Here is a 26,998-nt window from a genome sequence, read left to right as displayed (position 1 = left end):
GTGACGTGAAGCCGGCAATTGTCCTACTTCGACAGAGCCAGAACAACTACCGCTGACTATTGTCCCAATGACCTGCCTCTATAAAGGCCTCATTCGAGACTCGGTTATGTTTGGCCGAAGGCTTGTGTCATGATGATCCGACCGCAGGTTAGTCGTCCTCTTCCTATATGAATAGATCTTCCGCGTTGCTCCTCGCTTTTGTCTTCCTCAGCGGCTGCCATGCCTTGGCACCCGTTTCGTCGGACGGTACGTCGCCGGTCGAAGACAGCACTCCAGCCCCTGAAAAGCCCAAGGTTTACAGCTCATTCAGTGAAGAAACCATCTTCAGCCTGCTGAGCGCCGAACTGGCTGGCCAGCGCAATCGTTTCGACATTGCGCTGGACAACTACGTGACCCAGGCCATCAACACCCAGGATCCGGGCATTTCCGAGCGGGCCTTCCGCATCGCCGAGTATCTGGGTGCCGACCAGGCCGCCCTGGACACCGCATTGATCTGGGCGAAAAACGCCCCCAACGATCTCGAGGCGCAACGAGCCGCAGCCGTGCAACTGGCTCGCGCTGGGCGTTATGACGACTCCATGGCTTATATGGAGAAAGTCCTGCAAGGCAAGGGCGACACGCATTTCGACTTCCTGGCCCTGTCCGCGGCCGATACCGACCAGGACACGCGCAATGGCCTGATGAAAAGCTTTGACCGCTTACTGCAGCGCCATCCGAACAACAGCCAGTTGATATTCGGCAAGGCCCTGTTGCTGCAACAGGACGGTGACGCCAAGGGCGCACTGACCCTGCTGGAAAAAAATCCCCCGGAAGAAGGCGAAATTGCGCCGATCCTGTTGCGCGCGCGTCTGCTGCAATCGCTCAATCGTGGCGACGAAGCCCTGCCGCTGCTGCAAAAAAGCATCAAGAAATACCCGGACGACAAGCGCCTGCGCCTGACTTACGCGCGCATGCTGGTTGAACAGGACCGTATGGATGACGCCAAGGTCGAATTCTCAAGCCTGGTTCAGCAATACCCGGAAGACGATGAACTGCGTTATTCCCTGGCCCTGGTCTGCCTGGAAGCCAAGGCGTGGACTGAAGCCAAGGGCTACCTGGAAGACCTGATCGCCCGGGAAAGCCACGTCGACTCCGCGCACCTGAACCTGGGCCGTATTGCTGAAGAGCGCAATGACCCGCAAGGCGCGCTGATCGAATACGCCCAGGTCGGCCCGGGTAACGACTATCTGCCGGCGCAGTTACGCCAGACCGACATTCTGATCAACAACGGCAGGACTGCCGAAGCGCAGCGACGCCTGGCGGCGGAGCGCGACGCGCAGCCCGATTACGCGATTCAGCTGTACCTGGTCGAAGCCGAAACCTTGTCTGCCAACAAACAGCCCGACAAAGCCTGGCAAGTGCTGCAAACAGCACTGCAAAAATACCCGGACGACCTGAACCTGCTTTACACCCGCGCCATGCAGGCGGAAAAACGCAATGACCTGGCGCAGATGGAAAAAGACCTGCGACTGATCATCAAGCGCGACCCGGACAATGCGATGGCGTTGAACGCCCTCGGCTACACCCTGTCCGACCGTACGACGCGTTACGCTGAAGCCAAGGCCCTGATCGAACAGGCGCACCACATCAATCCGGAAGACCCGGCGGTGCTCGACAGCCTGGGCTGGGTGAATTTCCGCCTGGGCAATCTCGATGAAGCCGAGCGGTATCTGCGCCAGGCCCTGGAGCGTTTTCCCGATCAGGAAGTGGCCGCCCACCTGGGCGAAGTCCTGTGGGCCAACGGCAAGCAACGCGAAGCCAAGCAAATCTGGGGCAAGTTCCTCAAGGAACAACCCGACAGCCCCGCCCTGCGCAGCACCATCAAGCGCCTGACCGGATCAGAGACTCTTTAAGTTATGTTTTTGCGCCACCTCATCGTTTTCAGCTTCATCGCCCTGCTCGCCGGTTGCGCGGGCTTCGGCGCCCGCGAATCGGTCCAGGGTCAAGGCAACCCGGCCCAATGGCGCCAATACAAACAGCAATTGACCAGCCTCGACGGCTGGCAGATCAACGGCAAAATCGGCATCCGTGCGCCCAAGGATTCGGGCAGCGGCACTCTGTACTGGCTGCAGCGACAGGATTACTACGACATCCGCCTTTCCGGCCCGCTGGGTCGAGGCGCAGCTCGCTTGACCGGTCGCCCGGGCAAAGTGTCGCTTGAAGTGGCCAATCAGGGTCGCTATGACTCAACGACGCCCGAGGCGCTGGTCGAAGAACAGCTCGGCTGGAAACTACCGGTGTCCAATCTGGCCTGGTGGGTTCGCGGGCTCCCGGCCCCGGACAGCAAAAGTCGCCTGACGCTGGATGCCGACAGCCGCCTGGCCAATCTGGAGCAAGATGGCTGGCAGGTGGAATACCTCAGTTACGCCGAACAAAACGGCTATTGGCTGCCCGAGCGGATCAAACTGCACGGCACCGACCTTGATGTCACGCTGGTGATCAAGGAATGGCAACCACGCAAACTGGGGCAGTGAACATGACAGCTCATCGCTTGACGCTGCCCTCCCCGGCCAAACTCAATCTGATGCTGCACATTCTCGGTCGCCGTGCAGACGGCTATCACGAGTTGCAGACGATTTTTCAGTTTCTCGATTACGGCGATGAAATCACCTTCGCCGTTCGCGATGACGGCGTGATTCGTTTGCACACCGAATTCGATGGCGTTCCTCACGACAGCAACCTGATTGTTCGAGCCGCAAAAAAACTTCAGGAGCAATCCGGTTGTGCGCTCGGGATCGACATCTGGATCGAAAAAATATTACCCATGGGCGGTGGCATCGGTGGCGGCAGTTCAAATGCCGCGACAACTTTGCTGGGCCTCAACCATCTCTGGCAACTGGGTTGGGATGAGGATCGGCTGGCCGCTTTGGGCTTGACGCTGGGCGCGGACGTCCCGGTTTTCGTGCGTGGGCACGCGGCTTTCGCCGAAGGCGTGGGGGAGAAACTGACCCCTGTAGACCCCGAAGAACCGTGGTATCTCGTGCTTGTGCCGCAAGTCTCTGTAAGTACAGCAGAAATTTTTTCAGATCCGTTGTTGACACGTAACTCTTCTCCCATTAAAGTGCGCCCCGTTCCCAAGGGAAACAGTCGAAATGACTGCTTACCGGTGGTAGCAAGGCGTTATCCAGATGTACGTAACGCTTTGAATTTGTTAGGTAAATTTACCGAAGCAAAACTCACCGGAACTGGAAGTTGTGTGTTTGGGGGCTTCCCAAGCAAAGCTGAAGCTGATAAAGTCTCGGCCCTTCTTACAGAGACCCTTACAGGGTTTGTAGCAAAGGGAAGCAACGTTTCGATGTTGCATCGCAAGCTGCAAAGTCTGCTCTAAAGGAATCGATTACTGGGTAATCGTTGCAACAGATACAGGGGCGTCGCCAAGCGGTAAGGCAGCAGGTTTTGATCCTGCCATGCGTTGGTTCGAATCCAGCCGCCCCTGCCATTTTCCTATACTCATCCAGGTTACCCTCAGCCTTCAGGTACTGCGCGTGTCCAAGATGATGGTCTTTACGGGGAACGCTAACCCCGATCTGGCTCGGCGTGTTGTACGTCAGCTGCATATCCCTCTCGGTGACATCTCTGTTGGAAAATTTTCCGACGGCGAAATTACAGCCGAGATCAATGAAAACGTCCGCGGTAAAGACGTCTTCATTATTCAGCCGACTTGCGCTCCGACCAACGATAACCTGATGGAACTGGTAGTGATGGCTGATGCCTTCCGCCGCTCCTCGGCTACTCGTATCACTGCTGTTATTCCTTACTTTGGTTATGCCCGTCAGGATCGCCGTCCGCGTTCCGCACGTGTGGCTATCAGCGCGAAAGTCGTTGCTGACATGCTTACCGTAGTCGGCATCGACCGTGTTCTCACGGTTGATCTGCATGCTGACCAAATCCAGGGTTTCTTCGATATTCCGGTAGATAACATCTACGGCTCCCCGGTTCTGGTGGATGACATCGAAGATCAGCGCTTCGAAAACCTGATGATCGTGTCACCGGACATTGGTGGCGTCGTGCGTGCACGTGCTGTTGCCAAATCCCTGGGCGTTGATCTCGGGATCATCGACAAACGCCGTGAGAAAGCCAATCACTCTGAAGTGATGCATATCATCGGTGATGTCGAAGGGCGTACCTGTATTCTGGTCGATGACATGGTCGATACCGCCGGCACTCTGTGCCACGCGGCAAAGGCCCTGAAAGAGCATGGCGCTGCCAAGGTTTTCGCCTACTGCACACACCCTGTGCTGTCCGGTCGGGCGATCGAAAACATCGAAAATTCCATGCTGGACGAACTGGTGGTGACTAACACCATCCCGTTGTCCGCTGCTGCACAAGCCTGCTCGCGTATCCGTCAACTGGATATCGCGCCGGTAGTTGCCGAAGCGGTTCGCCGCATCAGCAATGAAGAATCGATCAGCGCGATGTTCCGTTAAGGGCCCTGCCCTTCTCGACCCTCTCGTTGACGAAAAGCGCCCCGCCCCGGCATTCCTGTCGGGGCGGGGCTTTTTTGCCCATATCGCCTTTAGCGCTGGTCGCAAACGCTGGGGCGAATGTGGTTATTTTGGAGATACAACATGAACGATTTTACTCTGAATGCTGAAGTGCGTTCCGACCTGGGGAAAGGTGCGAGCCGCCGCCTGCGTCGTCTCGCAAGCCTGGTTCCAGCTGTAGTTTACGGTGGCGAAAAAGCCCCTGAATCCATCAGCATGCTGGCTAAAGAAGTTGCCAAACTGCTCGAAAACGAAGCGGCTTACAGCCACATCATCGAGCTGAACGTTGGTGGCACCAAGCAAAACGTAATCATCAAGGCTCTGCAGCGTCACCCGGCCAAAGGCCACGTGTTGCACGCTGACTTCGTACGCGTTGTAGCTGGCCAGAAACTGACCGCTATCGTGCCTGTACACTTTGTTGGCGAAGAAGCTCCGATCAAGAAAGGCGGCGAAGTTTCGCACGTTGTTTCGGAAATCGAAGTGACCTGCCTGCCGAAAGACCTGCCTGAATTCATCGAAGTCGATCTGGCTAACGCCGAAATCGGTTCGATCATTCACTTGTCCGACCTCAAAGCCCCTAAAGGCGTTGAGTTTGTTGCTCTGGCACACGGTGATGACAAGGCTGTTGCCAACGTCCACGCTCCACGTGTTGCTCCAGAAGCTACCGAAGAAGGCGCAGCAGAGTAATTTCACTCTGTTCGCCGGAGTGACTGGAAACATCGCGGGCTAGAGCGTAGCGAGAAAGCGGGCGAGAACGCGAAGTTTACATACTGGTAAATGAGCACTTGTCGTCCACTTTCGCCGCACACACTGATCGCGGCGATGTTATCCACCACTCCAGGAAAGGGCCCCTATCGTGACTGCCATCAAACTGATCGTTGGCCTGGGAAATCCAGGCGCTGAATACGAACAGACCCGGCATAACGCAGGGGCCCTTTTTGTTGAGCGCATCGCTAACGCACAGGGTGTCAACCTTGTGGCCGATCGCAAATATTTCGGCCTGACCGGACGCTTTTCGCATCAGGGTCAGGATGTTCGTCTGCTGATTCCCACCACGTACATGAACCGCAGCGGCCAGGCCGTCGCGGCACTTGCAGGATTTTTCCGCATCAAGCCTGAAGAAATCCTCGTGGCGCACGATGAACTCGACCTTCCTCCCGGCGTTGCCAAGCTTAAACAGGGCGGCGGACATGGCGGTCACAACGGGTTGCGCGACATCATTGCGCAACTGGGCAATCAGAATACCTTCTACCGCTTGCGGCTTGGCATTGGCCACCCGGGCGTAGCCAGTATGGTTTCAAATTTCGTCCTGGGTCGTGCGCCACGCGCCGAACAGGAAAAACTCGATGCCAGCATCGACTTTGCCCTCGGCGTGCTGCCGGATATCCTCGCCGGGGAATGGAACCGCGCGATGAAAAACCTGCACAGCCAGAAGGCCTGACTCTTACTCCTCGGGGAATTACCATGGGATTCAATTGCGGCATCGTCGGCCTGCCTAACGTCGGCAAGTCCACCCTGTTCAACGCCCTGACCAAATCCGGGATCGCGGCCGAGAACTTCCCCTTCTGCACCATCGAACCGAACACCGGTATCGTGCCGATGCCGGATCCGCGCCTGGAAGCCCTGGCGGCTATCGTCAATCCAAAGCGCATCCTGCCGACCACCATGGAGTTCGTCGACATCGCGGGCCTGGTAGCTGGCGCCTCGAAAGGTGAAGGCCTGGGCAACAAGTTCCTCGCCAACATCCGTGAAACCGATGCCATCGCCCACGTGGTCCGCTGCTTCGAAGACGAGAACGTGATTCACGTCTCCAACAGCGTCGACCCGAAACGCGACATCGAGATCATCGACCTGGAACTGATCTTCGCCGACCTCGACAGCTGCGAGAAGCAACTGCAGAAAGTCGCCCGCAACGCCAAGGGTGGTGACAAGGACGCCGTGGTCCAAAAAGGCCTGCTGGAGCAATTGATCGCTCACTTCACCCTCGGCAAACCAGCGCGCACACTGATGAAGAACATGGGCGCCGACGACAAAGCGGTGATTCGTGGCTTCCACCTGCTGACCACCAAGCCGGTCATGTACATCGCCAACGTCGCTGAAGACGGTTTCGAGAACAACCCACTGCTGGACATCGTCAAGGCCATCGCCGAAGAAGAAGGCGCCATGGTGGTTCCGGTCTGCAACAAGATCGAAGCCGAAATCGCCGAGCTTGAAGACGGTGAAGAGAAAGACATGTTCCTCGAGGCCCTGGGTCTGGAAGAACCTGGCCTGAACCGCGTGATCCGCGCCGGCTACGAAATGCTGCACTTGCAGACCTACTTCACCGCTGGTGTCGAAGAAGTCCGCGCCTGGACTGTCCGCGTCGGTGCCACCGCACCACAAGCCGCTGGCGTGATCCACACCGACTTCGAAAAAGGCTTCATCCGCGCCGAAGTCATCGCCTACGACGACTTCATCCAGTACAAGGGCGAAGCCGGCACCAAAGAAGCCGGTAAATGGCGCCTGGAAGGCAAGGACTACATCGTTAAAGACGGCGACGTGATGCACTTCCGTTTCAACGTGTAAGACATCCGCCGAAGAAAAAGCCGCGTTTAGACGCGGCTTTTTTGTGCCTGAAATATTTATCCACCACACCACCGAACACCTGTGGGAGCGAGCTTGCTCGCGATAGCGGTGTCTCAGTCACCACCTTCGCTGAAGGTTAGACCGCCATCGCGAGCAGGCTCACTCCTACAGAGGGACGGTGTGAATGTTCAGGCCTTTTTGGTTCTCGGCAGGAAAATCGCCAACACCCCGAACAACGGCAGGAACGAACACAGCAAGTACACGTATTCGATGCCGTGCAGGTCCGCCAGATGCCCCAACAGCGCGGCGCCAATGCCACCGAAACCGAACATCAAACCGAAGAACACGCCGGCAATCATCCCGACATTGCCGGGCACCAGTTCCTGCGCATACACAACGATCGCCGAAAACGCCGAGGCGAGGATGAAGCCAATCACCACGCTGAGAATGCTGGTCCAGAACAGGTCGACGTGAGGCAGGATCAATGTGAACGGCGCTACACCGAGGATCGAGAACCAGATCACCGCTTTGCGGCCGATCTTGTCGCCAATCGGCCCACCAAAAAAAGTCCCCGCAGCCACTGCGCCCAGGAACAGGAACAGATGCATCTGGGAACTGGCCACCGACAGGTCAAACTTCTCGATCAGGTAGAAGGTGAAGTAACTGGTGAAACTCGCCATGTAGAAATACTTGGAGAACACCAGCAGCCCGAGCACCACCAGCGCGCTGATCACCCTGCCCTTCGACAAGCCATGGGTCGCCGCCTGACCTTGCTTGAGCTTGAACAGGCTCAAGTGGTTGGCGTACCAGCGACTGATCCGATAGAGCACGAACAGCGCAAACACGGCGAACAATCCAAACCAGGCCACATGGCCCTGACCGAAAGGAATGATGATCGCCGCCGCCAACAACGGGCCAAAGGCTGAGCCGGCATTGCCACCGACCTGAAAGGTCGACTGCGCCAACCCGAATCGCCCGCCCGACGCCAGCCGCGCCACACGAGAGGCTTCCGGATGGAACGTCGACGAGCCGATACCGATCAAGCCCGCGGCCAACAGAATCATCGGGAAGCTGCCAACCACCGACATCATCAAGATCCCGATCAATGTGCAAACGGTCCCGGCCGGGAGCAGCCACGGTTTTGGATGACGATCAGTGTGGTAACCCACCCACGGCTGCAACAGCGAAGCCGTCAACTGGAAGGTCAGCGTAATCAAGCCGACCTGAGTGAATGTCAGGCCGTAGTTGGCCTTGAGCATTGGGTAAATCGACGGCAGTACCGATTGGATCAGGTCGTTGATCAAGTGCGCCAGCGCTACCGCGCCGATGATGCGCATGACCAGCGGGCTGCTTTGTGGAGTCGCGGATGCCGGCGTCGCGCCGGTCGTTGCGTTACTGATAGCCATGAGAATTTCCGTACAGCGGATGGGTGCACAGGGGCAGGTGCATCAATGTGCCATTTTTCAGTGCAGCAGCGCCATCCCCTTAGCCTGCTAACGACCTCGGCGTCCATCGCTAAAAAGGTGATAGCGCAACGCCATGGTCTGAATCTTGCCTTGTTAATCCGCTTCAACGCGGCCCCTTACAAAGGGGACCGAGAATGGGAAGTTTCACCACAGAATCAGCCTACAGAGCTGACAAGGGTGAACTTTCGAGGCCTTTAAAAAGGGCACACGTCGCGGTCGCAACGATCTCGGCGCACGCCATTGGTGCGTGGTGTTCAGAGGAGTCATGGGGCATGTCTTTTTTATCACCGGGGATCGGGTTGCTGGGGCGTTTTGGCTTCGCACGCAAATTTCAGCTGTTGTTCCTGCTGTTTATCCTGCCGCTGGCGGGCAGCCTGTTGATGATTGGCCAGGACTATCGCGCCAAACTGAACCTGATCTCTGGCGAACGCGCCGGGGTTCATCAACTGCTTGCCCTCGATGCGCTCGATAACCTGCTCGCCGCCCAGCGTGACCGCGCAGCCCGTTGGCGCGCGACAGAAACCAATCGCCAGCCGACACCGGCGACCCTGGCGGCGATGGCCGCATTTGAGGCGGTACAACCCGCTGTCGCCCAAGCGACCACGGACCTCGGTAATGCACTGAAAACCGAAGGCGCCGAGAGCGAAACCCTGGCCCGTTACCAAGCCCTGCAAAACGCCCTCAATGGTCTGGACTCGAAAAGCCTGAGCAGCGTCGGTTGGTGGCCCGATGGCTACGATCGCTTCACCAATGCCTTGACTGCGCTGCAAGCATTGCGCGAGCAGATTGCCATGGATAACCGCCTGACACTGGCACCGTGGCTGGAAACCTACCTGCTGACGCAAATCTCGACGCAGCACGCGCCTGACCTGATCGAACGGGTCGGTCGCCTGGCCAGCGTCGGGCAGGCGTCGGTCGTTTCCGGGCAGTTCACCCTGCAAAGCCGTCTGCAATTGCGCGATTTGCGCAGCCGCATTGGCGATGCCCGCGAACAGCTGGTGAAAACCGCCGCCCTCCTGGAAGCCCGCCTGCCCAGCGCCTTGCAAAGTTGGGCCGGGCAATACCACGACAGCCTCAAGCATCTGGACGCAAGCCTCAAAGTCCTTGATGACGGCGTCTTCGGCGGCAGCATCACCCTCAAGCCCGACGACTTCGAACACAGCCTAGACGCCCTGCTCTCCAACCTCGCCGCGCTGCGCCAGCAGTCGTTGGTATCGCTTGATCAACGTCTGGATTACTACCATGGCTCAGCGATCAGCCAGTTCATTCTGGTGGCGACGATTTTTGGTTGCCTGCTCTTGGCGGCACTGTACTTGTTCATCTGCTTGCAGGCCTCGATCCGACGTAGCGCCAGCGGCATCACGCTGTTGGCCGAAGCATTGCGCGACGGCAACCTGAGCCTGCAAGTGCCGGTGCAAGGACGTGACGAGCTGGCAGCCATCAGCACCGCCCTGAATGTCGCCGTGGTGCAGTTGCGCAACAGTTTGCTGGGGGTCGATCACGAAACCTTGCAGGTCAGCAATGCGGTGCGAACCCTCAACCATCACTCCAGCGGCGCCCTTGGCGAAGTGGAAGCGCAGCAATTGCAGATCAGCCAGATCGCCGCCGCCGCCACACAACTGGCGGCCACCTCACAAGGGGTCGCGCAGAGTTGTGAACAGGCGTCCGGCAGCGCGCAACACACGCAGCGCATCGCCGCCGACAGCAGTCGTGACAGCCAGCGCACCACCGCGAGTATCCAGCAGCTCAACCAGCGCTTGAATGACACGGCCGCCGCGCTGGGCCGGGTCAGCGAACAAGGCCAGCAGATTCAATTGGTGGTCGACACCATTCGCGGCGTGGCCGAACAAACCAACCTGTTGGCGCTCAATGCCGCCATCGAAGCGGCCCGTGCCGGTGAGCAAGGTCGCGGGTTCGCCGTGGTGGCCGACGAAGTGCGCAGCCTCTCGCAGCGCACTCAATCCTCTACCGCGCAAATCGCCGGCACCGTCGACAGTCTGCGCAACACCGTGAATGAGGCGGTAAGCCTGATGGAAGCGGCATGCACTCAGGCGCAAAGTGATGCCAAATCGGTGACAGGCCTGGGCGAACGCCTCGGGGAAATTGCCCTTGCCGTGCAAGGCGTTACCGACACGCTGGCGCAGATCGCCACGGCGGTGGAAGAGCAAGCCAGTACCGCCGACGAAGTCAGCGGCAACATTCAACAGGTCGATCAAGCGGCGGTCCGGTTGCTTGAAGGCGCGCGGGCGGTGAACCTGGCGGCCGACACCTTGAGCCAGGGCAGCAAGGCCTTGAGTGCCAATACCGGGAGATTTCAGCTCAGTTGACGCCCTCCCCCGACCCGATTTTTCGGCTCAGGTGGATAAGCGGTTGAAAGCGTAGAGAAATATTTTAGATTTACGCTTGACGCATCTGCATTACCGGTGAATAATGCGCGCCACTTGGCTACATAGCTCAGTTGGTTAGAGCATAGCATTCATAATGCTGGGGTCCGGGGTTCAAGTCCCTGTGTAGCCACCAAGTACTAAAAACGGCTTACCGAAAGGTAGGCCGTTTTTTTATGCCTCGAGAAAAGTGCCCCTGACACTGCGTCAGGAGCCAATCCCCGGCAACGCCGACAGCGCCCGCTCCCAGATCTGCCAGGTGCGCAGCCAGACCATCGCCTGCCAGTCGTTGTCGGCGGGATAGAACTGCTCCAGCAGATTCAGTTTGATCTCACGCCCCACGGCATCGCTCGGGTTACCGTGCAGGTGCAGCCAGTGGTCATCGCGCAAATGACGATGAACCTCCGCCCCCGGATATGTCCCGCACTCAATCACAAACGGCATCAACCGCACCTGAGGCAACGCATTGATCAATGCCTGCGAGGTGTAGCCCGTCGCCGTAGCCGCCACACCGGTTTCGCTCAACGTGTCAGCGCCGGTCAGCAACGTGTAGAGCCATGGGCCGTAAATGGCCTGAGCATCGGGCAGCGCCGGATAAGCGGCCTCGGTGATCGTCAGCAACATCGGATGACCGTACTCGCCCGCACCCGTGTGCAAGTCGAAACACATCGCGACCTCGGCATGGGCAATGTGTTTTTGCATGATTTGGTGCAACGTGCGGTTCGACCAGCTCGGCGCCAGCCCGCCATAAAACAGACCATCGGGATGACTGTGCTGGCCGCCCTCGACAATCGACATGACCGCCGGCCAGCCGTGTTGGCGAATCTGAGCATCGAGCAAGGCGTCGGCGCGGTCCCGCTCGGGGCCTCGCAGCTCAGCGACGGCATAGATTTCATGCAGCGTGGCATAAGCCCGATTGTCCGGCAGTGGCCGGGTAAAGTTCAGGTGATTGCGGTTCAGGTCGATGTTGTCTTCGTTGACCCGACGCAGCCATGCGGTGCCCCAGGGGTTGATCAGATGGATCATCACCACCGCGACATCGGCTGGCAGTGAACGCTTGCCCAGCTCCTGCATCCACTTGATCTGACATCCCGAGCCATAGAAGCCTTCGACGCCGTGGGTGCCGCTCAGGACGATCAGCAGTCGCTTGGCGCCGGGATCGCCCAATACCGCGACGTCGGTGCTCAGAGGCTCGCCAAAAGGCCCTTTGAGCGGATGCGGATACTCGGTCAACGTCGCGCCGGCCGCGGTCGCTGCCGCGAGGAATTGCTCACGCTGGGTGCGGTAACTTGGCTGGGTGGGAAACTCGGTCTGCATGTCTGCCTCTTGTTGATTTTCTGGCCAGTCTGTTGCCCTCGACCCTACAGAAAATCCATCAGTTCATGAAGGACAAAAGCGTCTTTGCCGTAGTCCGTGGTTTGCACCTCGTCCTGCCGGCCGATACAGTCCTCTGATCTTTTCCCACGGACGGAGTGCCCAACGTGTTCTCAGCCTTTCACTTGAGCCGCTTTCGGCTGTCAGCCCTTTCGCTGATCGCCGCCGCACTGACCCTTGCCGCGTGCAACGGTGCCTCCACCACCACCTCGACCTTACCGCTCGCACCGGAAGTCGCCTCCGGTTATCGCACCGACCTGCAAACCCGCCACGCCTCGAAACACATGGCGGCTGCGGCCAATCCGCTGGCGGCCGAAGCCGGGCGAGAGATGCTGCGTCAGGGTGGTTCGGCGATTGATGCCGCGATTGCGATGCAAGCGGTGCTGACGCTGGTGGAGCCCCAATCGTCGGGCATCGGTGGCGGCGCGTTGATTGTGTTGTGGGATGGCAAGAATGTGCGCACGTACGACGGTCGCGAAACGGCGCCGGCCGGCGCCACCGAGAAACTGTTCCTGCAAGCGGACGGCACGCCGATGCCGTTCACCCAGGCGCAGATCGGTGGCCGTTCGGTGGGGACACCCGGCGTGTTGCGGGCGCTTGAGCTGGCCCACCAGAAACACGGGCGCCTGCCTTGGGCAACGCTGTTCGAGCCGGCCATCAAACTGGCGGAGCAAGGCTTCGCCATCTCGCCGCGCCTGCATCAGCTGATCGCCTCAGACACGTCGATTCGACGTTCACCAGACATGCTGGCGTACTTCATGAATGCCGACGGCAGCCCGAAAGCCGTCGGCACGCCACTGAAAAACCCGGCATTGGCCGCGGTGTTGAAACGCATTGCCCAAGAGGGGCCGAATGCGTTCTATAAAGGACCGGTCGCCCAAGAGATTGTCGCCAAGGTTCAAGGCCACACCAACCCTGGCAGCCTGTCGCTGAACGATCTCCAAGGCTACAAGGCCAAGGAGCGCGCGCCGCTGTGTACCGACTACAAGCGCTGGCAGGTTTGCGGCATGCCACCACCGTCGTCGGGCGGGATTGCCGTGGCGCAGATCCTCGGCACGCTCCAGGCGCTGGAAACCCGCGACCAACGGTTCGCCCTCCCGCCGCTCAAACCGCTCAAGACCAACCGTGCTGCGGGCATCGAACCTGCACCTGAAGCCGTGCACCTGATCTCCGAAGCCGAACGTCTTGCCTACGCCGACCGCGCGCTCTATGTGGCCGACAGCGACTTTGTGCCGGTTCCCGTCAAAGGCCTGGTCGACCCGACCTACCTGGCCAGTCGCGCAGCCCTGATTAGCGATCGCAGCATGGGCACGGCCAAACCCGGCACGCCGCCGGGCATCCAGGTCGCCTACGCACCGGACCGTTCGCCACTGCGCATCTCCACTTCGCAAGTGGTGGCCGTCGATGACGAAGGGGGTGCTGTGTCCATGACCACTACCGTGGAGTCCGCGTTCGGCTCGCACCTGATGGTTCAGGGCTTCATGCTCAACAACCAGATGACCGACTTTTCGTTCATCCCCGAAGAGAACGGCCAGAAAGTCGCCAACCGCGTCGAGCCTGGCAAACGCCCACGCTCATCGATGGCACCCACGCTGATCTTCGACCGCCAGAGCGGCGAATTCCTCGCCACACTCGGCTCCCCTGGTGGCTCGCAGATCATCGAATACGTGGCCAAATCCGCCATCGGCCTGCTCGACTGGAACCTCGACCCGCAAGCAGCGATCAACCTGCCCAACTTCGGCAGCCGCAACGGCCCGACGGAGCTGGAAGAGGGGCAATTCAGCGCCAGCTTGATTCAGGCCCTGAAGGACAAAGGGCACAGCGTGAGCGAGATCGACATGACCAGCGGCACCCAGGCGATTGTTCGGGTCAAGGATGCGCAGGGGAAGGCTTCGCTGGCGGGCGGGGCCGATCCTCGGCGTGAGGGGGAGGCGTTGGGGGATTGAGTCCTACACAGAAAAGGCTTACCGAAGGGTAAGCCTTTTCTATATTGAGTCCGCTCAACGAGTGATCTTCAACGCCTGCCGCGCCTTGTGCTTCTCCAGCGCCAGATCGATCAAGCGGCTCACCAGTTCGCTGTACGTCATGCCAGTGGCCTGCCAGAGCTTGGGGTACATGCTGATGCGGGTGAAGCCGGGCAATGAGTTGATCTCGTTGATCAACACTTCGCCGCTGTCGCTCAGGAATACATCGACCCGCGCCAGCCCGGAACAGCCCAGCACCTGAAACGCTTCGACGGCCAAGGCACGGATGCGCTCACTGGCTTCGCTGCTGATATCAGCCGGCACCACCACTTGTGCCGCTTGAGCGTCGATGTATTTACTGTCGTAAGAATAGAAGCCACTGCGCACCACGATCTCGCCGCAACCGCTGGCGATGGCGTCTTCGTTGCCGAGCACCGCGCATTCAATCTCGCGGCCACTGACGGCGGACTCGATCAACACTTTTTCATCGAAACCCAACGCCAGTTCCACGGCCGCCGTGTACTCGGCTTCGTCGTTGACCTTGCTGACACCCACGGAAGAACCCTGATTCGCCGGTTTGACGAACAGTGGCAGACCAAGCTTGCCCTGGACCTCGGCGAAGCTGGTGCGCGCCGCACTGGCGCGGGTCAGGGTCACGAACGGCGTGACCGCCAAACCAGCGTCTCGCAACAGGCGCTTGCTGAAGTCCTTGTCCATGCAAACCGCGGAGCCCAGCACATCGGAACCGACAAACGGCAGATCAGCCATGCGCAGCAAGCCTTGCAGGCAACCGTCTTCCCCCAGCGTGCCGTGCACGATCGGGAAGATCACATCGACGTGGCCCAGCAGTTCCTGACCGGACGTTTCCACCAACTGTTGACTGGCCTTGCCCGGCACCACGGCCAGTTCGCGGTTGGACTGGTTGAGTGCAATCAGGGCCGGATTTTCCTGGTTGAGCAGGAAGTTCGAAGGGTCGTTGAGGTGCCAGTGGCCTTGTTTGTCGATACCGATCAGCACCGGTTCGAAGCGTGACCGGTCCAGCGCATCGACAATATTTTTCGCCGATTGCAGAGACACTTCATGCTCAGCCGAACGACCACCAAAAATAACCCCTACCCGCAGTTTACTCATGCAATGCACCTCAACGATTGGCCACCAGATGCGCGCCAAACAGCAAGTAGCAACTGCCGGCGAAGCGATCCAGCCATTTACGTGAACGATCATAGGCCCCTGCGACCCGACGGCTGGCAAACAGCAGCGCCACACTGCAATACCAACTGAACGACAATGTCGCCATGGTCAGCACGGCCAGCGCGAGCAGCATCGGTGGCGGGGAGGCCGGCATGGCAGTGGCGAAAATTGTCGCGACGAACAGCGCGGCCTTGGGGTTGGTCATATTACCTACAAAGCCCCGGCCATAAGCCGACAACAACGTGCGCCCTGCCCCGTTCAACGAACTGTCGTCCGGCATCATCGCCGGTTTGCGCTTGAACTGTTTCAGTCCCAGATAGATCAGGTAGCAACCGCCAGCGATCTTGAAGCTCAGGTACAACGTCGGTGCCGCGCTGAACAACGACTTGATGCCAAGGCCTCCCGCCAATCCCCAGAATACGGTGCCCGTCGCCACGCCCAACGCTGCCACCACGCCATGACGGCGGGAGCAACTGGCGGCCAATTGCGCGGTATTGAAGAAGTTGGGGCCCGGCGTCACCACCGCAACCGTCCATAAAAGCGCCAGGGACAACAATGGCGCAGCGTAGCTCAGAGGAGTCATTTCCATGGTGTCGGGCGCCTTCGTGGCTTCATAGAATGCTCAACACCTTGCAACATTTGCCCGCGGTTTTCTAGCCACTCAAAGTGGTTTCGTCGATCAGCAGACAGTTGGCTGTTCACTGGGTTACCGTGTTCTTGACTGAGTTCAAGACAACGGCACCATGACCAAGCACATGCCTCCCATCGATTGGTTCCACCGCGCGCCCGACGTTGGCGGGGTTCAGCGTTTCGAGGCGTTTTTTGCGGGCCACGGTTACGACCTTCACCGCCACGACACCTATGCGATTGGCCGCACCCTGGCCGGCGTGCAGAGCTTTCAGTACCGCGGCGCCTGGCGCCACAGTCTGCCGGGCGGAACGTTGGTGCTGCACCCGGACGAAGCCCACGATGGCGAAGCGGGCACCGAGGCCGGATTCAAATACCAGATGATGTACATCGAACCGGCGCTGATTCAGCAGATCCTCGGCGGTAAGCCGCTGCCCTTCATCAAGACCGGATTGTCGACCGACCCGCGCCTGTTCGCCGCCACTGATGTATTGCTGCGCAGCCTCGATTGCCCTCTCGATCCCCTGGAGGAGCAGGACGCGTTGTTTGATCTGGCGCAGGCCTTGAACAGCGTTTCGGGAGCGACCTCCTCCCCACGCCAGAGCTTCGACTACGTGGCCGCGGAGCGCGCGCGGGCGTTCATCCACAGCGCACTGGATCGCACCGTAACCCTGGAGGAACTGGCACGACACAGCGGTCGTGACCGCTGGAGCCTGTCGCGCGATTTTCGCCTGTTGTTCGGCACCAGCCCTTATCGCTATCTGACCATGCGTCGCCTGGACCTGGTCCGCTCGCTGCTGATCCAGGGCCAGTCACTGGTCAGCGCCGCGCTGATCGCCGGCTTCAACGATCAGAGCCACATGACCCGGCAATTCAGCAAGACATACGGCCTCTCGCCCGCACGCTGGATGAAGATGCATCGCCGCTGAGCCACGCGCACAAGCCACGCACAATCGTACAAGAAGCCTGCCGACGGGCTGGTTAACGTGGGTTCACGATCAACCACGAGGCCTGCTTCATGAACGCTTACCACAGCCTGAACTTCGCTGAAAAAATCGCCCGGATCGACGCGCACTGGTCGCCGCGAGTCATTGCCGAAATGAACGACTACCAGTTCAAAGTGGTGAAACTGCTGGGGGATTTCATCTGGCACGATCACCTGGATACCGACGAAACCTTCATCGTTCTCGATGGGCAACTGCGCATCGATTTTCGCGATGGCCACGTTCTGGTGAATGCAGGCGAAATGTATGTGGTGCCAAAGGGAGTCGAGCACAAACCCTCTGCCACACAGGAAGTAAAGTTGCTGTTGATCGAGCCCAAAGGTGTGTTGAACACCGGCAGCGAAGGTGGCGAACGCACCGCTCAGAACGATGTATGGGTGTAAAGCCCGCAGACCACAGCACGGTAGGAAATGCCTTCCAACACGTTCGGAAGCTTCATACATAAGTGTTTCAGCGGTTGTTTTAAAGTGTTTCACGGAGCGCAGACGTCACAGTTTGACCCATCGGTCTGACTGCCAAAGGCCTCTGCGCCCCTCCACTTTTTCACAACCACCAAGGCGTTACATTTGATGAGCAACCGTTGGAAGAGCAATTCGCGCAAAGATTCCGGTGTGTTTTTGAGACGCTTTAAAACAGAGCTGATCGTGGGCTTCATTCTTGGCGCGGTGCCCCTGTTGATCAACTCGACCAATCAGGCCGAACTGCAAGCCATTCTCCAGTCATTGCTGGCCAGCGCCCCTATTCTCAATCATGGTGGATGCCTGCTGACGATCTATGTCGCGGTGTGCATCCACAAGAAAATCCATCGGTTGAAAAGCGACCGCATGCGCGACCGGTTCGAGACGATCTACAAGGTCACGGCGGAAGTCGGGACCAGTTTCCTGACGCTGCTGCGCACAGGGCTGGGGGCGATCGTCGGGTTTCTGATGATCGCCCCGTTCATGGACGAGGCGCCGATCTCGCTGAACCATTGGCTGACCACGGCCCTGTATTGCGCCATGACCCTGGTGTTCTCGGCATCGGTGTCGTTGTTGCACGATTTTCTGATGACCCGCCCGACACGCAGCCATCCGAAAAATCACATTCGCTTGTAAGGCCCCGGCCCCTTAGGCCTACAAAGTCTTGCCGTCCACCGGATCGCCAATCGTCAAGAAATGCCCGCCCGCGACGTGGTGCAAGGTGCGCAAGGCATCGTGCCCTTCGAAGTGCCAATGGCCCTCGCTGAACACCCGCTCATCAGCCTGTGCGGCAATCACTTCGGCCAGGAACAGATCGTACTGCTGATGGTTGTCGGGCTCTGGCAGCAGCCGGCATTCCAGCCATGCAACACAGCCTTCAAGCAAGGGTGCGTCGATCAGCTCACCGTTGAACGTCTGCAGGCCATAGGTCTGGAACTTGTCCTGGCCCTGGCTTTGGGTCAGTTCCAGGCCCGATGTCGAGCCGACGGTCTGCACGATGTCGGCCTGAGCAGCGCAGGGAACGTTCAATACGAACGTTCCCGAGGCTTCCAGCAGTTGCCGGGTCCAGGTGGATTTATCCAGCACCACGGCAATTTTTGGCGGTTCGAAATCCAGTGGCATGGCCCAGGCGGCGGCCATGATATTGCGTTGGCCATCATGCGCCGCGCTGACCAGCACGGTCGGCCCGTGATTGAGCAGGCGATAAGCCTTGGACAAGGGAACCGGACGGCGGTGAGAAACGCTCATGAGGGCTGCTCCTGGGGAAAACGCCGATTGTAGCGATTTCCACCAGGAGGGCAGGCATCAAGTCGCCAGCTGATTGGCAAACTGTCCAACCGCGTTCACCACTTTCTGCGCACCGTCCTGAATCTCGACGATCACTGTGCCCGCCTCCGCTGCCAGCGCCAGACCTTGTTCGGCCTGGAGTTGGCCGTCGGTCATCAGGGCCACGGCATTGCGCGCCATGTCCTGGTTCTGGCGCACCACGCCGACGATTTCATCGGTGGCCTGGCTGGTGCGCGAAGCCAGTTGCCGGACTTCGTCCGCAACCACGGCAAAACCCCGCCCCTGTTCACCGGCACGGGCCGCTTCGATGGCCGCGTTAAGCGCCAGCAGGTTGGTTTGTTCGGCAATGCCGCTGATGGTTTTGACGATGGTGCCGATGACCAGCGATTGCTCGTTCAGTGCTTCGATGCCTTCGCCGGCGGTTTGCATGTGCTTGGCCAGGTCGCGCATCACATTCACCGCCTGCGTCACCACCGTCGTGCCGCGCTGGGCGCTTTGGTCGGTTTGCTGCGAGGTGCTATAGGCGATGTTGGCCGCTTCGGCGACCGCCTGTTCCTGATTGACTTGATCGGTTATCACGGTGGCAAACTTCACCACTTTGTAGAGCTTGTTGTTGGCGTCCAACACCGGGTTATAGGACGCCTCCAGCCAGACCACCCGACCGTGGCTGTCCACACGCTTGAAGCGCTCGGCAACGAACTCACCCGCGTTCAAGCGACGCCAGAAATTCTGATACTCAGCGCTGTTGTAGTCCTCAGGCTCGCAGAACATGCGGTGATGTTTGCCTTTGATCTGCGCCAGGCTGTAACCCATGCCGCTGAGGAATCGCTCGTTGGCCATCAGCACGTTGCCATTGAGGTCGAACTCGATCACCGCCGTGGAACGCACCAGCGCGCCGATCAGATTCTCATGTTCGCGGGACGCCTCGATGGTGCGGGTCAGGTCGCTGGAGTAAATCGAGAAACACTTGATCTTGCCATTCGAAGACCGCACGGGTTGCGCAATCGAACGCAGCCACGCTTCCTGGCCATTACCCCGCAGCAAACGCACGGTGCCGGCAAAATGCTCACCACGGTTGAGTGCGGACTTGAAGCGGTGATGGAATTCATCGGATTTCACATGAGCCGGAACGATGTCCTCGATGTGCCGCCCGATCAGGTCGTTGCTCTTGTAGAGCATCTCGTCGATGAAGTTCTGGTTCACCGAATGAATGCGCCCTTCGGCATCAAGGGTCAAGACCAGCATCTCGCTTTCCAGACTGTCCCTCACTTGCTGAAGGCTGGAGAGTTCCTCGCGAAGAGCCGACAGCTCCTGCTTTAAGCGTTTGTTGAACATGGGAAAGTACCGATGGACAGGGATAGAAAGCGGTATGCAGCCTAGCCATCGGCCTTATGGGTATTTTCTGAAGAGTGTTTCAGTCTTGTCCTACAAAAATAGTTCCGGCATCGACACGACACCCAACCCTTTATTCATATCGCGCCAGCAGCCGGACAGTGCTCGACTCGTGGCATCCGCGTGCCGAAATACGCCGCGCTGCTCACGCCCACCGCGCCCATCACTGCACAGAAGATCACGCAGACCCACGGGCTCCATGGCATCAGACCGATCAGCAACAGCGGTGTGATACTCGCCCACGCCGCGTAGGCAATGTTGTAGGTGAAGGAAATTCCCGACACGCGGATCCGCGCCGGAAACAGGCTGACCATCACCGACGGCACCGCCCCGACAACCCCGCAACCAAGGCCCGCAATGGCGTACGCCAAGCCGATCCAGTTGCCACCAATGATCAGGCACGTATAGAGCACACCAATGCCCAGCGGCAGCAGCAGGCTATAGAGCATGACGGTGCGCCAGGCGCCGATGCGATCGACCAGCAGCCCGGCGAGGACGCAGCCGATGTTCAGGAAAACAATGCCCAAGGCACTCAAGGCGAAGGTGTGGCTGGCGGTCATGCCGAAGGTTTTCTGCATCATGGTCGGGGTAATGACCACGAACACCACCACCGCCGATGTCAGTACGCAGGTGAGGATCATGGCCGGCAACATCGCCAGGCGATGTTCACGCAAGACCGTGCGCAGCGGCAGTTCGACCGCCGCATCGCGCTGGGCCTCCATGGCCATGAACACCGGGGTTTCACTGAGCCAGCGGCGCAGCCAGACACCAATCACACCAAACACGCCGCCCAACAAAAACGGGTAGCGCCAGGCGTAATCAAGGATTTCTGCCGGGGTGAAGGCCTGTGCCAGAAAGGTCGCCGTCAGGGCGCCGATCAAGTAGCCGAAGGTCAGCCCGGCCTGCAGAAAGCCCAAGGCATATCCGCGATGCCCGGCCGGTGCGTGCTCGGCAACGAAGACCCAGGCGCTCGGCACTTCACCGCCCACCGCCGCGCCTTGCAGAACCCGCAAGACCAACAGCAGCAGCGGTGCGAAATAACCGATCTGAGCGTAAGTCGGCATGATCCCGATCAGCAGGCACGGCAGCGCCATCATCAAGATGCTCAGGCTGAACACCTTCTTGCGCCCCAATCGGTCGGCGAAGTGCGCCATCAGGATTCCACCCAATGGACGCGCCAGATAGCCGGTGACGAAGATGCCGAAGCTTTGCAGCAAACGCAGCCACTCCGGCATTTGCGGCGGGAAGAACAGCTGGCTGAGGGTCAGCGCAAAAAATACGAAAATGATGAAGTCATAGATTTCCAGCGCACCGCCAAGGGCCGCAAGGCCGAGGGTCTTGTAGTCCGAGCGGGAAAACGGCGCCGGGCGCGCATCGGTGTTGGCAGTCATGAAAAGAACTCTGGCACAGGCAAAAACCAAGGCGCTCATGGTCTACGCAAATGCGCCCACGGACAACCCGTTAGACCAAAGTCTCAGACTGGCTAAACTTCGTCACAAAAAATGACTGATTGATTTACTGTTGGCACCTGTCCAGACGGGCCTTTGAAGTGTCTTTTTAAAGCCCCCCGCGGACCACAATAAACACAAAAAATTCGAGGTAGTCCCGTGGCCGCTGATATCGAAGATACCCGCTCCGCCCGCTTTGCCCTGCGCTGTTCAAGTTTTGCCGAACGCTGGTTCCCCGATTCCTGGGTATTTGCGGCTCTGGCGGTGATCATTGTCGCCGTGGCAACGATGGTCATGGGCGCCAAACCCACTGATGCGGCGATGGCTTTCGGTGACGGTTTCTGGAGCCTGATCCCGTTCACCATGCAGATGGCGTTCGTGGTGATCGGCGGTTATGTGGTCGCCAGCTCGCCTCCCGCGGTGAAGCTCATTGACCGTTTGGCGCGCATCCCGAAAAACGGCCGTTCGGCCGTGGCCTGGGTCGCGCTGATTTCCATGGTCGCGTCCTTGCTGAACTGGGGGTTGTCATTGGTGTTCGGTGGTCTGCTGGTGCGTGCCCTCGCCCGCCGTGTCGACCTGAAAATGGATTACCGCGCCGCTGGTGCCGCCGCCTATCTGGGGCTTGGCGCTGTGTGGGCCTTGGGTCTGTCGTCCTCCGCGGCGCAATTGCAGGCCAACCCGGCCAGTCTGCCGCCGTCGATTCTGTCGATCACCGGCGTCATTCCCTTCACCCAAACGATTTTTCTCTGGCAGTCCGGCGTGATGTTGCTGGCGTTGATCGTGGTCTCGCTGATCATTGCCTATGCCACCGCACCGGGGCCGAACACGGCCCGTGACGCCCAAGCCTGCGGCATCGACCCGAGTTTCAACCTGCCACCGCTGCAACCGCGCACCCGCCCCGGCGAATGGCTGGAACACAGCCCGCTGCTGATCATTGTGCTGGTGCTGCTGGCAGCAGGATGGTTGTTCCACGAGTTTTCGACCAAACCTGCGATCAGCGCGATCTCGGGCCTGAACACTTACAACTTCCTGTTCATCATGCTCGGCGCCTTGCTGCACTGGCGTCCGCGCAGCTTCCTCGATGCCGTTGCCCGTGCGGTGCCGACCACCACCGGCGTGCTGATCCAGTTTCCGTTGTATGGCTCGATCGCCGCGCTGATGACCACCGTCAAAGGCACCGACGCACAGACCCTGGCCCACCACATCTCGACGTTCTTCGTCAGCATCGCGTCCCACGATACGTATGCGCTGCTGATGGGCGTGTACTCGGCGATTCTCGGTTTCTTCATCCCGTCCGGCGGCGGCAAGTGGATCATCGAAGCGCCATACGTCATGCAAGTGGCCACTGACCTGAACTACCACCTGGGCTGGGCCGTGCAGATCTACAACGCCGCCGAAGCCCTGCCGAACCTGATCAACCCGTTCTACATGCTGCCGTTGCTGGGCGTGCTCGGGTTGAAGGCGCGGGACTTGATCGGCTTTTCGTTCGTGCAGTTGCTGGTGCACACGCCGCTGGTGCTGTTCCTGCTGTGGGCGCTGGGGACAACGCTGACGTACACGGCACCGGTGATGCCGTAACCGTTTCAAGGACACCATAAAACACTGTGGGAGCGAGCCTGCTCGCGATAGCGATGTTCCAGTCGACATCAATATTGACTGTAACGACGCCATCGCGAGCAGGCTCGCTCCCACATTTGCAATTCGCTCGTATTCAGGGTCGTCACCCTTCTGTCACATCCCGCTGCTAGCGTCCCGCCGAAACATATTGCAACAATCTGGGCAAAAAGGAATTCGGCATGAACGACGACAAAGACCCAAGCAACACCCCCGCCCCTGACGACGATCACCCTGCAGACACCAGTCGCCGTCGCTTTCTCGGCGGTGTTGCGGTGCTTGGCGTCGGTGCCACTTTAAGTGCCTGCGGCAGTCAGGGCGACGACTCGGGCAAACCGGGCGAGCATCCTTTGTCCCCCGCGCAAATGGACAAGGCCCTGCATGACCAGGTGAAAACCGTGGTGGTGATCTACGCCGAGAACCGCAGCTTCAATAACCTGTTCGGCGACTTCCCAGGGGTTGAAAAGCCGCTGTCGGCGCTCAAGCCTGCCGAGTATCAACAGCGCGATCGCGATGGCAGTCTGTTGCAGACGCTGCCACCGGTGTGGGGCGGAGTGCTGCAGATCGGCCCGCAAACTCTCGATGGTGTGACTTACCCCAGCGAAACCCAGTTCCAGGAGCATCTGCCAAACGCGCCGTTTGCCCTCAAGGGCCCCAACGCTGAAGATTTGCCGTTTGGGCTGGTGACGCGCGACCTGTGGCACGTGTTCTATCAGAACCAGATGTAGATCAACGGTGGCAAAAATGACGGTTTTGTCGCGTGGGCCGACTCCGGCGGATTGACCATGGGCCATTACGCCCAGAGTCGATATTCCCTGCGCTTGTGGGACGTTGCCCGGGAGTTCGTCCTCTGCGATAACTTTTTCCAGGGCGCGTTCGGTGGTTCGTTTCTCAACCACCAGTACCTGATCAGCGCCACCGCGCCGTTCTATCCTGACGCAGCCAACTCCGTGGCCAAGGCGCAGATCGCGACGCTGCAAAGCGATGATCCGCTGGATCGGCGCCTCAAACCGCTGGAGAAATCCCCCGCCAGCGCCATGAACGGCCCACCGCAATTCGGCCCCAGCGCACTGACGCCGGACGGCTATGGCGTCAACACACTCGCGCCGCCCTACTGGCCGACTTGGATTCGTGACCCGCAGCGCCCGGCGTATGCCAAGCCTGATCTGCCAAACGTGCTGGTCCCGCAGACCCACGAGCACATCGGCGACAAGCTCTCGAAGAAGAACATCGACTGGGCCTGGTACGCCGGGGCCTGGCAAGCGACGCTGGATCAGTACAAGGATTCTGGCGGCATTCCGAAAATCCCCAACTTCCAGTATCACCATCAGCCGTTCAACTACTTCAAGCAACAGGGGCCCGAGAACCCTGCCGAGCGCAGCAAACGGCTGCGGGACGCAGGCTTGGGCGATGAGTCGAGCACCAACCTGTTCTTCGCCGATGCCGAGGCCGGCAAACTCCCGGCGGTGAGTTTCTACAAACCCCAGGGCAACCTGAACATGCACGCCGGTTACGCCGATGTAGCGTCCGGCGACCGGCACATCGTCCGCGCCCTGAAAGTGCTGCGTGAAAGCCCGCAGTGGAAAAACATGGTGATCGTGGTCACCGTCGATGAGAACGGCGGCTGGTGGGACCACGTAGCACCGCCAAAAGGCGATCGCTGGGGACCGGGCTCACGGGTGCCGGCCCTGGTGGTTTCGCCGTTTGCGCGCAAGGGTACGGTGGATCACACCGTCTACGACACGGCATCGATTCTGCGTCTGATCACGCGGGTATTCGGGCTTGAGCAACTCGACGGACTCAAGCAGCGCGACCAGGCGATGATTGCCAGCGGACAGAAGCCAATGGGTGACTTGACCAACGCGCTTGTGTTCAACGTCTGAGGGCTGGAACACGCTCCGTCGAAAATAATAGCTCAATGCCACTACTTTCCTTTACCGCCCCGCTGCTCCGGGAATATCCTTGGGGTTTTTTTGCAGGCCGTAAAGGGAGTTCATTGCAATGATCGTAGGGATTGACCTGGGGACCACCAACAGCCTTGTCGCCGTCTGGCGTGGAGAGTCCAGCGAATTGGTGCCCAATGCGCTAGGCCAGTTCCTCACACCCAGCGTGGTTGGCCTTGATGATCAGGGCCGCGTTTTGGTGGGCCAGGCCGCCCGTGAGCGTTTGCACACCCACCCGCGCCAGACCGCTTCGCTGTTCAAGCGCCACATGGGCAGCGCAACCGAAGTGCGCCTCGGGGACCGAACCTTCCGTCCCGAGGAGCTTTCGGCGCTGGTGCTCAAAAGCCTGAAGGAAGACGTGGAACGGGCCTTTGGCGAAACCGTGCACGAAGCCGTCATCAGCGTGCCGGCCTACTTCAGCGATGCCCAGCGTAAGGCGACGCGCATTGCCGGTGAGCTGGCCGGCCTGAAGGTCGAAAAGCTGATCAACGAGCCGACCGCCGCAGCCTTGGCTTACGGGTTGCACCAACGGGACAAGGAAACCTCGTTCCTGGTTTTCGACCTTGGCGGCGGCACCTTCGACGTGTCGATCCTGGAGCTGTTCGATGGCGTCATGGAAGTGCGTGCCAGCGCCGGTGACAATTTCCTGGGTGGCGAGGATTTCGACAGCGTGCTGCTCGAGCACTTTCTCGAACACCATCGCAACACTGATCATTTCCCCGACCGCGCCAGCATCATCCAGCCTCTGCGTCGTGAAGCCGAGCGCGTACGCAAAGCGTTGGGTCAAGACGCCAGCGCCGAATTCAGTCTGAGGGTCGATGGCCAGCAATGGACGCAAACCATCACCCAACAACAATTGGCCAGCCTCTACACACCGTTGCTCGAACGCCTGCGCACGCCGATTGAACGGGCGCTGAGAGACGCGCGCATTCGCGTCAGTGACCTCGACGAAATCCTGCTGGTGGGCGGCACGACGCGCATGCCGCTGGTGCGCAAACTGGCCGCCGGGCTGTTCGGGCGTTTCCCCTCGATCAGCCTCGACCCGGACGAAGTCGTGGCCCATGGCGCGGCCATTCAAGCAGCGCTCAAGGCACGTTCCGCCGCACTGGAAGAAGTGGTGCTGACGGACGTCTGTTCCTACACGTTGGGCATCGAGACCTCGACCCAGGTCGGCCAGCAATTCGAAAGTGGCCATTACCTGCCGATTATCGAGCGCAACAGCATCGTGCCGGTGAGCCGGGTCAAGACCGTCTATACCCTGCACGATAACCAGGAACATGTGCTGCTGAAGATCTATCAGGGCGAAAGCCGCCTGGTCAAAGACAACGTGGCGCTGGGCGAACTGGACATCAAAGTGCCGAAACGCAAGGCTGGCGAAGTCGCGCTGGACGTGCGCTTCACCTATGACAACAACGGTTTGCTCGAGACCCAAGTGGTGGTCCCACTGACCGGTGACCTGCACTCGCTGGTGATCGAGAACAATCCCGGCGTGCTGACACCCGAGGAGATTCAGCAGCGGCTCGCGGGCCTGGCACTGTTGAAGATTCACCCTCGCGATCAGCAGGTGAATACGGTTTTGACCGCACGTCTTGAGCGTCTCTATCAGGAAAGCCTGGGGCAGATGCGTGAACAGATCGGTCATTGGGCCAAACAGTTTCAGCACGTGCTTGATTCTCAGGACGAACGCCGGATTCGTGAGGCGCGCAGTGAGTTGACGCAGCAATTGAGCTCACTGGACAACGGCCTCTGGCAGTAAGG

20 protein-coding genes, 2 tRNA genes and 3 pseudogenes are annotated in these 26,998 nt (G+C 59.5%); 17 read left to right on the top strand and 8 right to left on the bottom strand.

The features are described 5' to 3' along the window. Window positions 1–167: 167 nt before the first annotated feature. The 8 genes from ACM6I0_RS22950 to ychF all read left to right on the top strand — a co-directional run bounded on the left by ACM6I0_RS22950 (window position 168) and on the right by ychF (window position 7,088). Window positions 168–1,892: a tetratricopeptide repeat protein gene (locus ACM6I0_RS22950; protein ID WP_285435213.1), complete on the top strand. Its 1,725-nt coding sequence runs from the start codon at window positions 168–170 to the stop codon at window positions 1,890–1,892. Between the two features lie 3 nt (window positions 1,893–1,895). Then, window positions 1,896–2,513 (top strand): lipoprotein insertase outer membrane protein LolB, encoded by a 618-nt coding sequence (gene lolB / locus ACM6I0_RS22945; RefSeq protein WP_285435211.1) that lies wholly within the window; start codon window positions 1,896–1,898, stop codon window positions 2,511–2,513. A 2-nt stretch (window positions 2,514–2,515) separates the two neighbouring features. Further along, window positions 2,516–3,367 (top strand): 4-(cytidine 5'-diphospho)-2-C-methyl-D-erythritol kinase, encoded by an 852-nt coding sequence (gene ispE / locus ACM6I0_RS22940; protein ID WP_285435330.1) that lies wholly within the window; start codon window positions 2,516–2,518, stop codon window positions 3,365–3,367. Between the two features lie 36 nt (window positions 3,368–3,403). Next, a tRNA-Gln gene (locus tag ACM6I0_RS22935) sits at window positions 3,404–3,478 on the top strand. 46 nt (window positions 3,479–3,524) lie between these two features. Then, a complete protein-coding gene (locus ACM6I0_RS22930) occupies window positions 3,525–4,466 on the top strand; it encodes a ribose-phosphate pyrophosphokinase (RefSeq protein WP_003208392.1) in 942 nt (313 codons plus the stop codon). A gap of 141 nt (window positions 4,467–4,607) precedes the next feature. Beyond that, complete coding sequence (locus ACM6I0_RS22925; RefSeq protein WP_131059496.1) at window positions 4,608–5,210, top strand: 50S ribosomal protein L25/general stress protein Ctc; 603 nt, start codon at window positions 4,608–4,610, stop codon at window positions 5,208–5,210. Window positions 5,211–5,379: 169 nt separating this feature from the next. Continuing rightward, a complete protein-coding gene (pth, locus tag ACM6I0_RS22920; RefSeq protein ID WP_046818954.1) occupies window positions 5,380–5,964 on the top strand; it encodes an aminoacyl-tRNA hydrolase in 585 nt (194 codons plus the stop codon). A gap of 23 nt (window positions 5,965–5,987) precedes the next feature. Further along, a complete protein-coding gene (gene ychF, locus ACM6I0_RS22915; RefSeq protein WP_008011955.1) occupies window positions 5,988–7,088 on the top strand; it encodes a redox-regulated ATPase YchF in 1,101 nt (366 codons plus the stop codon). A gap of 188 nt (window positions 7,089–7,276) precedes the next feature. On the opposite strand, the gene ACM6I0_RS22910 is transcribed toward ychF, so the two are convergent. Beyond that, window positions 7,277–8,494, bottom strand: coding sequence for an MFS transporter (locus ACM6I0_RS22910; protein ID WP_414923364.1), 1,218 nt, complete (start codon window positions 8,492–8,494; stop codon window positions 7,277–7,279). Window positions 8,495–8,826: 332 nt separating this feature from the next. On the opposite strand from ACM6I0_RS22910, the gene ACM6I0_RS22905 reads away from it, so the two are divergent. Further along, window positions 8,827–10,881, top strand: coding sequence for a methyl-accepting chemotaxis protein (locus ACM6I0_RS22905; RefSeq protein ID WP_414923363.1), 2,055 nt, complete (start codon window positions 8,827–8,829; stop codon window positions 10,879–10,881). A 116-nt stretch (window positions 10,882–10,997) separates the two neighbouring features. Next, a tRNA-Met gene (locus ACM6I0_RS22900) sits at window positions 10,998–11,074 on the top strand. 71 nt (window positions 11,075–11,145) lie between these two features. Here the strand turns inward: ACM6I0_RS22900 and ACM6I0_RS22895 are convergent. Next, window positions 11,146–12,255 (bottom strand): DUF2817 domain-containing protein, encoded by a 1,110-nt coding sequence (locus ACM6I0_RS22895; protein ID WP_414923362.1) that lies wholly within the window; start codon window positions 12,253–12,255, stop codon window positions 11,146–11,148. 164 nt (window positions 12,256–12,419) lie between these two features. Here ACM6I0_RS22895 and ggt point away from each other — a divergent pair, with 164 nt between their 5' ends. Next, window positions 12,420–14,258 (top strand): gamma-glutamyltransferase, encoded by a 1,839-nt coding sequence (gene ggt, locus ACM6I0_RS22890; protein ID WP_414923361.1) that lies wholly within the window; start codon window positions 12,420–12,422, stop codon window positions 14,256–14,258. 54 nt (window positions 14,259–14,312) lie between these two features. Here ggt and ddlA read toward each other — a convergent pair whose 3' ends face one another. Both ddlA and ACM6I0_RS22880 read right to left on the bottom strand, forming a co-directional pair. Continuing rightward, entirely contained in the window at window positions 14,313–15,407 is a 1,095-nt protein-coding gene (gene ddlA / locus ACM6I0_RS22885; RefSeq protein WP_414923360.1) for a D-alanine--D-alanine ligase, read from the bottom strand. Window positions 15,408–15,417: 10 nt separating this feature from the next. Beyond that, entirely contained in the window at window positions 15,418–16,056 is a 639-nt protein-coding gene (locus tag ACM6I0_RS22880) for a LysE family translocator (RefSeq protein WP_414923359.1), read from the bottom strand. Between the two features lie 154 nt (window positions 16,057–16,210). Here ACM6I0_RS22880 and ACM6I0_RS22875 point away from each other — a divergent pair, with 154 nt between their 5' ends. The 3 genes from ACM6I0_RS22875 to ACM6I0_RS22865 all read left to right on the top strand — a co-directional run bounded on the left by ACM6I0_RS22875 (window position 16,211) and on the right by ACM6I0_RS22865 (window position 18,192). Then, a complete protein-coding gene (locus ACM6I0_RS22875) occupies window positions 16,211–17,023 on the top strand; it encodes an AraC family transcriptional regulator (protein ID WP_414923358.1) in 813 nt (270 codons plus the stop codon). A gap of 89 nt (window positions 17,024–17,112) precedes the next feature. Continuing rightward, complete coding sequence (locus ACM6I0_RS22870) at window positions 17,113–17,481, top strand: cupin domain-containing protein (protein WP_285435197.1); 369 nt, start codon at window positions 17,113–17,115, stop codon at window positions 17,479–17,481. Window positions 17,482–17,667: 186 nt separating this feature from the next. Next, window positions 17,668–18,192: a hypothetical protein gene (locus ACM6I0_RS22865; RefSeq protein ID WP_090179997.1), complete on the top strand. Its 525-nt coding sequence runs from the start codon at window positions 17,668–17,670 to the stop codon at window positions 18,190–18,192. Window positions 18,193–18,210: 18 nt separating this feature from the next. On the opposite strand, the gene ACM6I0_RS22860 is transcribed toward ACM6I0_RS22865, so the two are convergent. The 4 genes and pseudogenes from ACM6I0_RS22860 to ACM6I0_RS22845 all read right to left on the bottom strand — a co-directional run bounded on the left by ACM6I0_RS22860 (window position 18,211) and on the right by ACM6I0_RS22845 (window position 21,626). Next, the gene (locus ACM6I0_RS22860; RefSeq protein ID WP_414923357.1) at window positions 18,211–18,804 is read right to left on the bottom strand and encodes a flavin reductase family protein; all 594 of its coding nucleotides are present in this window, start codon (window positions 18,802–18,804) and stop codon (window positions 18,211–18,213) included. Between the two features lie 57 nt (window positions 18,805–18,861). Then, window positions 18,862–19,299: pseudogene (locus ACM6I0_RS22855) on the bottom strand (methyl-accepting chemotaxis protein); the annotation flags it as partial. Between the two features lie 150 nt (window positions 19,300–19,449). Next, window positions 19,450–20,088: pseudogene (locus tag ACM6I0_RS22850) on the bottom strand (PAS domain-containing protein); the annotation flags it as partial. A gap of 224 nt (window positions 20,089–20,312) precedes the next feature. Continuing rightward, a complete protein-coding gene (locus ACM6I0_RS22845; protein WP_414923356.1) occupies window positions 20,313–21,626 on the bottom strand; it encodes an MFS transporter in 1,314 nt (437 codons plus the stop codon). A 216-nt stretch (window positions 21,627–21,842) separates the two neighbouring features. Here ACM6I0_RS22845 and ACM6I0_RS22840 point away from each other — a divergent pair, with 216 nt between their 5' ends. The 3 genes and pseudogenes from ACM6I0_RS22840 (at window position 21,843) to ACM6I0_RS22830 (ending at window position 26,996) form a co-directional block, all read left to right on the top strand. After that, window positions 21,843–23,261, top strand: a complete 1,419-nt coding sequence (locus ACM6I0_RS22840) for a short-chain fatty acid transporter (RefSeq protein WP_285435189.1) — start codon at window positions 21,843–21,845, stop codon at window positions 23,259–23,261. A gap of 218 nt (window positions 23,262–23,479) precedes the next feature. Beyond that, window positions 23,480–25,180: pseudogene (locus ACM6I0_RS22835) on the top strand (acid phosphatase). A 118-nt stretch (window positions 25,181–25,298) separates the two neighbouring features. Further along, the gene (locus tag ACM6I0_RS22830) at window positions 25,299–26,996 is read left to right on the top strand and encodes a molecular chaperone HscC (protein ID WP_414923355.1); all 1,698 of its coding nucleotides are present in this window, start codon (window positions 25,299–25,301) and stop codon (window positions 26,994–26,996) included. The last annotated feature ends 2 nt before the right edge of the window (window positions 26,997–26,998 follow it).

The organism is Pseudomonas sp. IT-P294 (genome assembly GCF_949767865.1).
In the GTDB taxonomy this organism is placed as follows: Bacteria; Pseudomonadota; Gammaproteobacteria; order Pseudomonadales; family Pseudomonadaceae; genus Aquipseudomonas.
This window is presented reverse-complemented; position numbering and strand designations above follow the sequence as displayed.

What these genes read in the sequence shown, in the direction of transcription:
- ACM6I0_RS22865 (WP_090179997.1), top strand. Translation starts at nt 17,668, where the DNA reads ATGAGCAACCGTTGGAAGAGCAATTCGCGCAAAGATTCCGGTGTGTTT.
- lolB (WP_285435211.1), top strand. Translation starts at nt 1,896, where the DNA reads ATGTTTTTGCGCCACCTCATCGTTTTCAGCTTCATCGCCCTGCTCGCC.
- ACM6I0_RS22910 (WP_414923364.1), bottom strand. Translation starts at nt 8,494, where the DNA reads ATGGCTATCAGTAACGCAACGACCGGCGCGACGCCGGCATCCGCGACT.
- ACM6I0_RS22860 (WP_414923357.1), bottom strand. Translation starts at nt 18,804, where the DNA reads ATGAGCGTTTCTCACCGCCGTCCGGTTCCCTTGTCCAAGGCTTATCGC.
- ispE (WP_285435330.1), top strand. Translation starts at nt 2,516, where the DNA reads ATGACAGCTCATCGCTTGACGCTGCCCTCCCCGGCCAAACTCAATCTG.
- ddlA (WP_414923360.1), bottom strand. Translation starts at nt 15,407, where the DNA reads ATGAGTAAACTGCGGGTAGGGGTTATTTTTGGTGGTCGTTCGGCTGAG.
- ACM6I0_RS22905 (WP_414923363.1), top strand. Translation starts at nt 8,827, where the DNA reads ATGTCTTTTTTATCACCGGGGATCGGGTTGCTGGGGCGTTTTGGCTTC.
- ACM6I0_RS22875 (WP_414923358.1), top strand. Translation starts at nt 16,211, where the DNA reads ATGACCAAGCACATGCCTCCCATCGATTGGTTCCACCGCGCGCCCGAC.
- ACM6I0_RS22925 (WP_131059496.1), top strand. Translation starts at nt 4,608, where the DNA reads ATGAACGATTTTACTCTGAATGCTGAAGTGCGTTCCGACCTGGGGAAA.
- ACM6I0_RS22845 (WP_414923356.1), bottom strand. Translation starts at nt 21,626, where the DNA reads ATGACTGCCAACACCGATGCGCGCCCGGCGCCGTTTTCCCGCTCGGAC.
- ACM6I0_RS22880 (WP_414923359.1), bottom strand. Translation starts at nt 16,056, where the DNA reads ATGGAAATGACTCCTCTGAGCTACGCTGCGCCATTGTTGTCCCTGGCG.
- ACM6I0_RS22830 (WP_414923355.1), top strand. Translation starts at nt 25,299, where the DNA reads ATGATCGTAGGGATTGACCTGGGGACCACCAACAGCCTTGTCGCCGTC.
- ACM6I0_RS22950 (WP_285435213.1), top strand. Translation starts at nt 168, where the DNA reads ATGAATAGATCTTCCGCGTTGCTCCTCGCTTTTGTCTTCCTCAGCGGC.
- ychF (WP_008011955.1), top strand. Translation starts at nt 5,988, where the DNA reads ATGGGATTCAATTGCGGCATCGTCGGCCTGCCTAACGTCGGCAAGTCC.
- ACM6I0_RS22870 (WP_285435197.1), top strand. Translation starts at nt 17,113, where the DNA reads ATGAACGCTTACCACAGCCTGAACTTCGCTGAAAAAATCGCCCGGATC.
- ACM6I0_RS22895 (WP_414923362.1), bottom strand. Translation starts at nt 12,255, where the DNA reads ATGCAGACCGAGTTTCCCACCCAGCCAAGTTACCGCACCCAGCGTGAG.